This window comes from Pseudoalteromonas sp. DY56-GL22, assembly GCF_041414715.1.
Taxonomy (GTDB): Bacteria; Pseudomonadota; Gammaproteobacteria; order Enterobacterales; family Alteromonadaceae; genus Pseudoalteromonas; species Pseudoalteromonas simplex.
In genome coordinates this window covers 96,808-108,809 of sequence record NZ_JANHZR010000004.1, presented here as the reverse complement: position 1 = coordinate 108,809, position 12,002 = coordinate 96,808, and the positions used below count along the sequence as shown (strand labels likewise).

Annotated in this window: 11 protein-coding genes; 7 read left to right on the top strand and 4 right to left on the bottom strand. The window is 41.0% G+C overall.

What is annotated here, in order from left to right; translation table 11 throughout:
• Positions 1–209: 209 nt before the first annotated feature.
• The 3 genes from NO991_RS10810 (at position 210) to NO991_RS10800 (ending at position 4,397) form a co-directional block, all read left to right on the top strand.
• A complete protein-coding gene (locus tag NO991_RS10810) occupies positions 210–2,579 on the top strand; it encodes a TonB-dependent receptor domain-containing protein (protein WP_054551854.1) in 2,370 nt (789 codons plus the stop codon).
• Between the two features lie 158 nt (positions 2,580–2,737).
• The gene (locus NO991_RS10805) at positions 2,738–3,658 is read left to right on the top strand and encodes an alpha/beta fold hydrolase (protein ID WP_235376970.1); all 921 of its coding nucleotides are present in this window, start codon (positions 2,738–2,740) and stop codon (positions 3,656–3,658) included.
• Between the two features lie 43 nt (positions 3,659–3,701).
• The gene (locus NO991_RS10800; protein WP_300583197.1) at positions 3,702–4,397 is read left to right on the top strand and encodes an ATP-dependent Clp protease proteolytic subunit; all 696 of its coding nucleotides are present in this window, start codon (positions 3,702–3,704) and stop codon (positions 4,395–4,397) included.
• Here the strand turns inward: NO991_RS10800 and NO991_RS10795 are convergent.
• From NO991_RS10795 to NO991_RS10780, 4 genes are all read right to left on the bottom strand, one after another.
• Positions 4,394–5,470 carry a hypothetical protein gene (locus tag NO991_RS10795; protein WP_300542366.1) on the bottom strand — a complete coding sequence of 359 codons (1,077 nt, stop codon included), beginning with the start codon at positions 5,468–5,470 and terminating at the stop codon, positions 4,394–4,396. The genes NO991_RS10800 and NO991_RS10795 overlap by 4 nt on opposite strands.
• A 142-nt stretch (positions 5,471–5,612) precedes the next feature.
• Entirely contained in the window at positions 5,613–6,980 is a 1,368-nt protein-coding gene (locus NO991_RS10790) for an alkaline phosphatase PhoX (protein WP_300358235.1), read from the bottom strand.
• A 112-nt stretch (positions 6,981–7,092) separates the two neighbouring features.
• Positions 7,093–7,746 carry a hypothetical protein gene (locus NO991_RS10785; protein WP_054551859.1) on the bottom strand — a complete coding sequence of 218 codons (654 nt, stop codon included), beginning with the start codon at positions 7,744–7,746 and terminating at the stop codon, positions 7,093–7,095.
• A 15-nt stretch (positions 7,747–7,761) separates the two neighbouring features.
• Positions 7,762–8,574 (bottom strand): MipA/OmpV family protein, encoded by an 813-nt coding sequence (locus NO991_RS10780; protein ID WP_371352006.1) that lies wholly within the window; start codon positions 8,572–8,574, stop codon positions 7,762–7,764.
• Positions 8,575–8,978: 404 nt separating this feature from the next.
• Here NO991_RS10780 and NO991_RS10775 point away from each other — a divergent pair, with 404 nt between their 5' ends.
• From NO991_RS10775 to NO991_RS10760, 4 genes are all read left to right on the top strand, one after another.
• Positions 8,979–9,875, top strand: coding sequence for a sensor histidine kinase (locus tag NO991_RS10775; RefSeq protein WP_371352005.1), 897 nt, complete (start codon positions 8,979–8,981; stop codon positions 9,873–9,875).
• 3 nt (positions 9,876–9,878) lie between these two features.
• The gene (locus NO991_RS10770; protein ID WP_054551862.1) at positions 9,879–10,514 is read left to right on the top strand and encodes a response regulator transcription factor; all 636 of its coding nucleotides are present in this window, start codon (positions 9,879–9,881) and stop codon (positions 10,512–10,514) included.
• An 88-nt stretch (positions 10,515–10,602) separates the two neighbouring features.
• Entirely contained in the window at positions 10,603–11,073 is a 471-nt protein-coding gene (locus NO991_RS10765) for a DUF4920 domain-containing protein (protein WP_187489954.1), read from the top strand.
• The gene (locus NO991_RS10760; protein WP_300358245.1) at positions 11,066–11,635 is read left to right on the top strand and encodes a PepSY-associated TM helix domain-containing protein; all 570 of its coding nucleotides are present in this window, start codon (positions 11,066–11,068) and stop codon (positions 11,633–11,635) included. The genes NO991_RS10765 and NO991_RS10760 overlap by 8 nt, the downstream gene beginning before the upstream one ends.
• Positions 11,636–12,002 lie beyond the last annotated feature (367 nt).

The following is a 12,002-nucleotide window of genomic DNA, read 5'->3' as shown; positions in this document are numbered from 1 at the left end:
CAGGCTTTAAGATTGTAAATTGACTTCGCTTTAATCATCTTATTTTACTAATCAACAAAAACATAAATAGAAAAAAGTTGTAATAACTGTAAATGCAACTTGAAAAAGATTAATCTAAATAAGAATAATTATTGATTGTGCTTTTCATTTCTGTACTATACGCAGCGTCCCTCAAAGGGATAACCTACAAAAAGAACTGGAACCCTACAATGAAATCAATAAAACCAAGCTTACTGGCACTTGCCATAGCAACACATTTTTCAGCCTTTGCTGATGACGCTAAGCCAAAACAAGATATGGAACGCTTAGTAATCACTGCAACAGGTTTTGAGCAAAAAGTTACCGAAGCACCTGCAAGTATTTCAATTATCACCAATGAAGATATTAAGTCTCATGCCTTCACCTCAGTACTTGATGCTGTGCAGTATTTAGAAGGTATCGACATTGGCACAACTCGTGATAAAACGGGCCAAGGCAGTGTGAGTATGCGTGGTTTAACAGGTGAATACACCCTGTTACTAATTGATGGTAAACGCCAAAATAACCATGGCGACATTTACCCAAACAATTTTGGTGGCAACGCGTTTAACCACGTACCACCGGTTGATGCGATTGAGCGAGTTGAAGTAATTCGCGGTCCTGCATCAACACTTTATGGTGCAGATGCGCTGGGTGGTGTAATCAATATCATCACTAAAAAGCACACTGACAGCTGGAGTGGTGCAGTATCTTTTAGCCGTTCACTACAGCAAAACGATGATTTTGGTGATGACATTACCACTGACTTTAGTGTGATGGGCCCGCTAATTAAAGACGTATTAAGTTTAGGTGTGCGCGGCAGTGTTTACGAACAACAAGCATCATCGCCAACATTTGAACCTGCGACCGATCCTAACGGTGTTGTACATACTCGTTCATTAGGCTTTGGCAGTGGCGGTCGTACCGTTGATAACACAAATGAGCAGTATGGTTTTACGTTAACTTATACCCCGTTTGAATCTCATCATTTACGTTTTGATTATGACAATTCAAGCCAAGTGTACGACAACACACCTAGCTACGACATTGAATCAGGCACCATTACTTACCCACTTGGTACTAAAGATAACATTGAATCAATTTGGCAAGATCGCCGCGGCCAAGTAAACCCGCGCGCAGGTTACGCGGCAGACCAAGAGTTTGACCGTGAATGGTGGTCACTCAGTTATGATGGCGATCTTAACTGGGCAACGGTAAAAGCCTCTGTGTCTTATGTTGATACGCAAAACAATGGCCGTACTTTACCACTGAGTGTAAGCGAGCGATTAGAGCTGCAAGCTATGTACGATGGTACTGGCGAATACGAAGGAATGGACGAGCAAGCACGTAAAGACTTAGCTGAAGAAACATTCTTACCACGCCCTGCTCGCCCACTTGAAAGCAGCCAATATACCTATGACTTACGTTTTGATATTCCAATCGAGGGGCGCTTTGGCAGCCATAACCTAGCAATTGGTGGCCAGCTTATCGACGGTGAATTAAAAGACGGTGTATTTGGTCTTGAAAGTGATCAAGCTGGCAAAGTACAAGAGCAAAACATGTACTCAATCTTTGCCGAAGATAACTGGATGGCAACTGATAACTTCACCTTTACACTAGGTGCTCGTTACGATGACCACGATGTATTTGGTAGCCAAGTATCACCTCGTGTTTACGGTGTATATAACTTATCTGACACTTGGACCTTAAAAGGTGGTGTAAGTACAGGTTACAAAACACCAAAAACAACTGACCTTTATGACGGGATCACCGGATTTGGTGGCCAAGGCACAAGCCCATTTGCAGGTAACCCTGAATTAGAACCAGAAACCAGTGTTAACTCAGAAGTTGCACTTTACTGGACTTCACTTGATGGCGATCACAACATTAACGTGACTTACTACAACACCAAGTTTGAAGACAAAATTGCCAGCGGCGATACAATTTTAAGCTGTGAACAAACTAACGACGTACGTCCATGTGTGAACCTAGGTCAATATGATCAGCTTGGCTACGATAGCTACAGCCAAAAGATCAATATCGACGAAGTAGACCTTCAAGGTGTTGAAATTGCTGGTCAATACACAATCACTAAAACAGTGTCTGTTAACGGTAACTACACCTGGACTGATAGCGAACAAAAGAGCGGTCCTGAACAAGGTCAACCATTAACTAACTCAGCTGAGCACATGGCAAACCTTACCCTAAACTGGGAAGCGACAGACTTTATGAACTTATACCTACAAGGTGTATATCGTTCAGACCGTTACCGCGGTTGGGATAACGTGCACGATAAAGCGCTGTATTACAAAAACTACAACCTACTTAATTTAGGTGCGCAGTTTTATGTAAATGAGTACGTGCAAATCAATGCCCGTGTAAACAACCTATTAGACGAAGATTTCACCTCTTATAGCACAAGCTATACCGACCTAAATGGCGATGGTGAGTACGAATACCTAACAGGTCGCGGTGTAGTTAGCGAAGTTACATTCACAGACGACTACAACGTTAAAGATAAAGGCCGTAACTTCTGGATTGGCGTTACCGCTTACTTCTAAGTAAACTCCCTGAAAATAGACAGCATGTAGTCATATGCTGTCTATTTTTCTTACCGTCCCTATTACTGCTCCTATTATCAGTATTCTTTTTACTGTCACTAAATTGCCAACTTCACACATTAAGCTGATGGTACCTGCGTAAGCCTATTTGTCAGTCTATGGAACATATCCTTACAGCCAGCGGTATCTGTATTAGTTATCAAGATGAAGGCGATAAAAATGCGCCGGTGATCATCTTAATTATTGGCTTAGGTGCTCAATTTACCGTTTGGCCAGAGTCGCTATATTTTGGCTTGGTCGAAAAAGGCTTTCGGGTTATTCGTTTTGATAATCGTGATGCAGGGCTATCCTCATCGTTAGATGAGTTAGGCAAGCCGAGTCTAGTAAAGCATTGGCTTAGCCGCCGATTACCCATTCGCGCAAAGCTGCCCTATTCGCTCGATGACATGGCTCGCGATGTAAAAGAATTAATGGATGCACTGGCTATCAAAAAAGCGCACTTAGTGGGGGCGTCGATGGGTGGCATGATTGCGCAAATTGCCGCGGCAAAGTATAAAAAACGTGTACTGAGCTTAACTTCAATTATGTCGAGTAGCTCGCCGTTATCGTTTTCGGGTTCAAACATTAACCTGTTGGTAAAGCTCGCTAAAATACGCCCCCGAAGCAATAATAAAGAAGCCGCGATTGATTACAATGTTAGGCTCAACCAACTCATTGGCAGCCCAGCCTACCCACAAGATGAACACGCTTTATACGCCAACGCTGAACGCTATATTGAGCGGGCCCACACAAATCAAACAGGCTTTAAACGTCAGCTTGCAGCCATTGCCGCAACGCCTTATCGCGAGCAATTACTAAAAAAGATTAAAGCGCCCACGTTAGTAATTCACGGCAGTGCTGATCTTGTTATGCCGCTGTCTGCGGGTATCAACACCGCCCTGTTAATAAAGCGCAGTAAGTTAAGAGTCGTGCCCGGAATGGGCCATGATTTTCCGCCCGCTTTAATGAAAAAAATGACTAAGTGGATAGCTAAACATGCAGCTAAAGTCAGCGCCAAAAAAGCCGCTAAAAAACCCTAAAAGCATGATAGAATTATCATATAATTTATAAGGTTAGCGTTTTATGTTACGTGTATTTTTTAGTCTGTTTTTAATCATCCCTTGGTTAAGCTTTGCCGGTGTGTCACTGAGCGAGCAGCGCATTATTTATCAAGGCGAAATTAATGCCAAAAACAATCAACATGTTGCACAGCTTTTGGCTGAGCAGCAAAACATAAACAGCATACAAATCACCAGTGGTGGCGGAAACATTGATTTAGGTATGGATCTCGCCGAATTGATTTTGGCGCATAATTTAAAAGTTCATGTAAAACAATTTTGCTTTTCGTCGTGTGCTAATTACGTATTACTTGCAGGAAACCCTACCACCATAGCTAAGAACGCCATTGTCGGTTGGCACGGCGATGCCGCTTCAGCTCGCTGGCGAGATAGCGATATTGATGCCATGGTAAGCCATTTAAAAGAGCCAGAAAAAACAACCAAGTGGCAGGCTTTGCGCACTCAATACGATGAAATAATCGCAAAAGCCATGGCTCGTGAAAAAGCCTTTTATGCAAAACGCGGAGTTAATCATGACTTGCTAACGATTGGTTTATCTAAAGAGCTAAAACGTGCAGCTGTGGCACAAAAAGCCAGAGGCTGGAGCTACTCAAAAAAAGCACTCAATACACTGAATGTGAGTAATATTGAGTTTGCAGATTGGCAGCCCAGCTCAGCAAAGAACTTTCCGTTACTAATAATTAGTGACCTTGGGGATTAGCTTTTGTAATCACGGATATAACGGTAATCAAATTCGGTGTCATCTAGAATGTCGCAATAATCACGAAAATCATTACTCTGCATTTGCTGAATATCGATGATCACCGACTGCTCTGTTACGAGTTTTTTAAAGCTTTGCAATAGCGTACGTCCTTGCTTTGCATCTATATGGCAACCGAATTGATAAATGTCATATAGCCGAGCGAACTGATCACCGCTCTGCCTTGAGCTTGCCATGAGTGCTTCACCACGCTCAAAAGCAAGCATTCTTCCCAGAATAAATTGCGCTCTAGGTTCATTTTTATGTTCAACGAGATAACGTAAAATAGTTTCTGATTTAAATGTATCTTGTGGAAAATTCCCCTGATAAACGCCTCGCTCATCAAAGTGACGACCCGAATAGTAGGCAAAAGCATAGCTAAATGCTTTTTTGTCAGACAAGGTTGCAAGAAACTCATCATCTGTTGGAATATGTTTTGCTCTAAACTTAGCTGCTTGATGTTGCTCTTGCTCCACCTGTTTTTCAACAAACAAATACTGCTGGTGAGCAAATGCACCAACGGCGCCTGCAAAACTCAAACATGATGTAGCAATTAGGGTACTCGGTAATACTACCAACCAATGATTTTTAATTTTTTTATACCCTGCCAGCTCCCCCGATTCATACACCTCAGCAAATAACTTATGGTCAATAAATGGAATGCTTTTACGTGCAATAAATGCTGCTGACCAACAGCCAAGTGCAAATAACAAAGCATAAATTGATAAAGACAATGTACCGCTGATCAAAACCTCCGAACTGAGCGCAACAGCGATTACAGATAGGTATGCAATAAGTGAAATAACTGAAAAGATACGATCATAGCCACGCCCATGAATACGAACGGCTAGGCCAACGAGTACGCCGCTAATCACTAACATTACTGGCCCAATAGCACTTTTAATTGAAAATACTGCGATCCATAAAATAATGATTGGGATACTCCAGCACGCTACGCCTATTGCGGCTGCAAGTGGACTTTGCTTAACTAGTTTTGCTTTAACTTGCTCTCGACTCTGCTCAGTAACAGACATATCAACTCCATTTTCGTTTTATTATTATTTTCCTGTGAAACAAAGTGATTCTAACTAGAACAGCTGATTATAAAAAGAGGAACATAAATTTTCGTGATACAAAAAAAGCCACCTCGCAGTGGCTATTTAAAATAGACTTTAATTAAACACTAAATTGATGCCATGGGCCTGTTATAGCAAGTGTTTTTGAAGGTGAGTAAACGTTCACAAACAAAGTGCTACCATCGGGTGAAAAACAGGCACCAGCCAGCTCAGTTTGCGCCACTAAGCGGGCAAAATTATAAACTTGGCCTTGGGGTGTCACACCACGAAGATGATTATCAACCACATCGGTGTATTGGTCTTCACAAACAATTAAGTGACCATTAGGTGATACGGTTAGGTTATCGCCAAAGTTGTAGAGAGTTTTGCTAGTACTTTCTACAAACAACGAGATCTTACCAGGTTGCTGTGCTTCTTTATCTGTGCCCTCAAATTCTGATGGCTGATATTTCATAACCTGACCAAGTTGTTTTTTACCACCATTGGTACAGCAAAAATAAAGCTCTTTATCACCCCAGTGAATACCTTCACCGCGAGCAAACAATGCTGCACCTTGTTTGTAGCCGCGTAGGCGTAGGTCGTCTTTAGGGCTTTCAGGGTTATCTAGATTGACCCACTCAACCTCAAGCTCTTGATGTAGCCCCATGGCTTTATTATTCCAGTTACGGCTATCGAATTGTGGCTTACCTTTTACCACCATCGCTTGTAATTGCCCGCCTTTATGCAGCTTGCCATATTCATTTGGAATAAAACGATAAAAGACGCTATCACCTTTATCTTCAGTTAAATAAACAATGCTCGTACGCGGATCAACGGCAGCCGCTTCGTGGTTAAATCGACCCATGGCTTTTAATGGCTCAGGTTTAATTAAGCCTTTGCTATTTGCGGGTACTTCAAAAATATAACCATGATCTTGGTTAAATCCATCGGCTTTAGTATCGGTGGTTTCTTCGCACGTAAGCCAGGTGCCCCATGGCGTAATACCGCCAGAACAGTTACGAATAGTGCCGACCAATGACAAGTACTCTTGCTCTTTTTGATGGGTTTTTAAGTTATACACGATATGACTTGTGCCACCCGGTAACGCCACACCGTCACTGTTAGTATCAAAAGCCAGAGGTGTTTTATGATTGGCAATACTTGCTTCAGCTTTCGCTAAGTCTTTTGGTTTCAGCTCATGGTTTCGCACTAATGCAACACGGTCATTACCAAGCGCTAGACAGCCCATGCCATCAGCTTTGTCCGGTACTGTAAACCCATCAGACATTTTCTCACCTAGGCTTGAAACTACTTGATAACTAAAGCCCTCGGGTAAGTCGAGCAATTTATCTGGATCAGGAATTAACGGACCAAAGCCCACAGCCGTTGTTTTTAAATCACCTAACGACACTTTACCTATGGCACTTTTTGATAATCCTAAAAAGGCTAATGTGCCCGCCCCTACTAAAAATTCTCGACGTGAAACCATGCTAACTCCAAGCTCAAAACCAGCTTTATCATACAAATAAAAAAGGCATTATAAAGCAATGAAACTATAAAAAGTTACATTATCACAATATTCACGAAATTGTCATAAAGCACTACTCTTTGATGATTGCTAGTTGCTCATTAGGTAGCAGCACAATTAAGTAACCACGCTGCTCTAAGTTACAAAAATCAAATTCAAAACCGGCAATTTGTAAGTCACTAGCGCAATGAGTTAACGGTATATAAGCTGTTGCTGTTGCTTCAGTTAATTCACTATTAGCAAGTTTATAGCTGTAGTTCGTATTGCCGATAAAACTAACCAGCCTAACCACAGGGTAATCACCACTATCTACAGCCTCAGTGCGTGCTAAAAAAGCCAGTTTCAGCGTTTCGCCATCCATATAAATGATCACATAATTAGCTATATCACTAACAACCCACTTTTGTAGATGAGCTTTTATTTCAGCATCATAAAAAGCTGCAAAGCCAACCTTTCCGACCACAGAACGCTTAAAGTTAAGCTTTTCAAAACCACCGTAGCCATCGATTGATTGTTGGAAGTTCTGCTCCTTATAAATTGCGCTTGTTGGTGTGTTGTTTCGTAGGTTCATCATATAAAAATCAACCGGGTACTCGCTAAAGTTATAAACATAATAGTCACTTTCATAGACACCTTGGTATAAATCGTCTTCGTCAAACACTTCCTCTTCAGCGCTATTGCAACCAGTTAGTAAGAGTAAAATGCATAATCTCAGTAGATAATTCATTGCTCATCCCTTTTTCTAAAAACGATAATTTATAGTTGCAGTGAATTGCTGCTTGGCAGTTTCTCCCACGAGCGGGCTTTTTTTTATAGTTGAGTCAAGTTGCTCATACCGCAAGCTCGTAAAAACAGACCACTGCTCATTAAAAACATAAGTCAGGTTTAGCGAGGTGAATGGGTTAAGGGCTGCACTTGGCTGATATTCATATCTGCCAAACTCAGGGGCGATATTGCCATTAGCTATGCCATACAGGTATTGAGTGTATTTTTTATCTTGCCAATAAAAACCGAGATCAGCACTTAGCTGTAACCCTAATCCTTGGCCATAAATCGGTAGGTTATAGCGGGCAAGAAACGTAAGTCCATCGGAGTGATTCGAAATATCTTGCGCTAAACGAACAAAAAGCTGTTTATATTGCAGCTGAGTTCTGAAGGTTAGCTCACCTTTGCCGTCTTTATAGTCAGTGAAAACCTCATCATCCGACAAATCATCACTAAAGATTAAACTGCTATCGTAGGTTTCATCTCGGAAACTAAGCCCCATTGACGCTTCAAATTCTGCGCCTTGTAAAAAGGCATATTGCACTAAGCCATATTTAGGCCCTATGCGCCAGTTGCCTTTTCGGGCGTTGAAGTATGGCAAGACCATGGTTTGAATATCGTAATCTCGCCATGCTGTATCAATGGCCAATTGTGCAGCACCGACCTCCATTTGCCATTGCTGTGATTGCTCATCGGCCTTGGCATCATCAACAAATAATGCTGCTAAACAATAAGCTGCTATCAGCAGATAAGAAAAAAGACTATTTCGCAGAAATTCATGTTTGGTCATGATAATGTCCCTATATTGGTGTTTTAATGCAGTTTAACGCCTCACCATTAGGGCTGACTTGCTGCAAATGTCACATATTTAATCGTGACATTTGTCATATACATAAACGAATAATTGCGGATTAAACTAAGCGTATGAACAAACTCTTGCAAACGTTGATACATCGAAGCGATTTCATACTCTCAGCAATCACCTGGGGGTTTGTGTTTATTTATACTCTGCACGCTTGGTCGCAAAGAGCAGAATCGGCGCAGCTAAGTTTTAGTACAATAAATACGTTTTTGATCAGTGTGTTATTTATAAGCTTTTTTGCTTTTTTAATTTATTTTGAGTTTTTCAGATCACGATTTAAGCACTATCAAACCCGTATTTTGAACTTCACTATCGCTAATGTTGTGCTATTGATGTGGCTATTTAATATTGGCTTTGTTGCAATTCTATTGATCATCTTCTTAGTTAAATTCAGCGATTACGAGCCAAACAAAGCCAGCCTCTATTTACTCATTTGCCTGCCCTTTTTGATGGCGCTGACGCTTCACTATGGCTTTGATAAGCAATTTGTATTGCTCAACGGGTTGGCTTTCACTTTATACAATAGCTTTGCCTATCGCTTTGCTACTCGGCTTATTTCTGAGCGTAAAGCCAAAGAACAAGCAGCCCATTTATTACGTGAATTAAAAGCAACTCAAGCGCTTTTAAACGACACCGCAACTCGCGATGAACGTATTCGTATTGCCAGAGATTTACATGATACCCTTGGCCACCACCTTACGGGACTCAGTATTCACTTAGAAGTCGCCAATCATTGTGCTAATCATGAAGCACCAAAACACATAACTAAAGCACAGCAAATTACCCGCTTGTTATTAAATGATGTGCGTGACTCTGTCTCGTCAATGAGAGAAAACCAAACCATTGATTTGCATGCATCGCTTAATTCACTGTGCAGCCATGTTACAGGCTTAAATGTCACACTCAATTACGATGAAAATATAAAAATAAGTGATACGTTATTAGCACAAACGTTATTTCATACTGTGCAAGAAGCGATTACGAATTGTATTAAACACAGTGATGCGACTGAGCTGTCGGTAAGCTTAGACCTCCAAGCTGATTCAGTGCATCTCACTATTTATGATAACGGCGGCGAAATGCCCAAGCTGAACTTAGGCAATGGCTTAACAGGCATGCAAGAGCGCTTAGCTTTAGTGCGAGGGGCAATCGAGTTTGAACAAAATAATAATGGGTTTACGATTGCTGCAACGTTACCTCATAAACTTAATCCACATACTTTGGCGTAAAAAATGATTAGGGTATTACTCGTTGATGACCAAACATTATTAAGAGAAGGCTTAAAAAGCTTACTCGCTCTTAAAGCAAGTATTCAAGTCGTGGCTGAGGCTGACAATGGCCAAACGGCTCTTGAGATGCTCAAGCAACATTCTATTGATGTTGTACTCCTTGATATTCGCATGCCTATTCTAGACGGTATTGGCGTACTGAAAAGTATGCAAGCACAACAGCTGAGGCAACCAGTACTGGTACTCACGACCTTTGATGATAGTGAACAAGTGCTAGAATGTATTCGCTATGGCGCTAAGGGTTATGCGTTAAAAGATATTAATTTAGAGCGCTTGGTCAGCGCCATCGAAACACTTGCTAAAGGTGGCTCAGCGCTAGCTCCTGCGATCACCGAGCGAATTTTGAATAAGCCCACTAAAACAACCGATACTTCTTTAGCAACTCCTGATAAATTAAGTAAAAGCGAGCTTAGAGTGCTCAATTTAATCGCTGCAGGCTATTCAAATAGTGAAATCGCCGAGGCACTTTATAAGTCTGAAGGGACTATCCGTAATCAAGTGTCTTTTATTCTCAGAAAGCTAGATGTACGTGATAGAACCCGTGCAGCATTAAAAGCAATTGATCTAGGTTTGATATAATTGCAAATCATTTTTAATCTCATTAAGCTTTTATCATACAAGTAAATCGCTTAAACTAAGGCTTAATTTTTTTAAAGAAGCAACCGCTATGTTCCTAAAATCAAAAACATTTATTGCATTTTCATTGGCGCTTTTAAGCTTTAGCCAACACGCCTTTAGCTTACAATTTGGCAATCAAGTCGACAGTGACAAACTCATTAAAATTTCGACGGTTATGGCCTCACCAGACGATTACCTTGCAAGTCCAATTACCGTGGAAGGGACTATCACTGGGGTTTGCGAAAAACGTGGTTGCTGGATGACGCTCGCATCAGACAAACGCTTTGAAAACTTACGTATCAAAGTTGAAGATGGCGACATGGTATTCCCAATGACGGCTAAAGGCAGTAAAGCTATCGTAACCGGTAAGCTCGATAAAATTCAGCTTAGCCTTGGCCGCACTAAAGCGCTACTTGCTCACAAAGCGCAGCAAGCCGGCGAAAGCTTTGATGTAAACTCTGTGACTGAAGCAATGGCTATTTATCAGCTCGTACCGAGCGGAGTTGAAATCATTGAGTAACAAACGAGGTATCAACTGGTTTAAGTTAAACAGAAACTTACACCGCGATATTGGTTATTTTTGTGTTGGTTTAGTGATTATCTTTGCGGTTTCTGGCATTGCAGTGAACCACAAAGATGATTGGAACCCAAACTACAAAGTAAGCCACCAGCAAATCAGTGTGGGCGATGAAACTTGGCAATTAGATAATGACGAGTTGCTGATTGAACAAATTATCTCTCATGCTGATGTAAGCGAGCCGGTAAAGGCTTCTTATTGGGTGTCGCCGCAAGAGTTTAAGGTGTTTTTAAAAAACGGTAACAATCTCAGCCTTAAACTTAATAAAGATATCATAAGTTATGAAGCCATTGAGCCTCGTCATGTATTTCAAGCATTTAACCGTTTACACTTGAACGAGACAACCGCTTCGTGGGTTATTTTTTCTGATATTTTTGCAGGGCTGCTGCTGTTTTTAGCGATCAGCGGCTTGTTTATGATCAAAGGTAAAAATAGCCCATGGGGCAGCCGCTCAGTATTAGTCATTAGCGGTATGTTGCTCCCCGCTGCTTATGTGTTTTTATAAGCTAAAGCTCCCTGTTGCCATCCTCACAAAGAACGATGGCAACTTTTTTAATTAATTTAATCCTCACCTACTTTGTAACACAGTCTTTTTTAAAATAACTATTCACAGAACCCTCCCTGTGCTTGCGTATTTTATAGCAACTTAGAGTGTGTTTACTTAGCTCTTAAAACCTCTCACCTACCTATTATTGTTTTTTAAAATGATGGCTTTATTGCTTTTATTTGTGAGCATTTTCATCGAAAAAGCAAAAAACGCTGTCAAACAGAACCTAAAAAAGGGACTAGTTTAGTCATAATTTATGACTAAATTGCAATTATTTATTACTAAATAAATTTAAAAACAAAACACTTTCAACTTATAAAAGGTA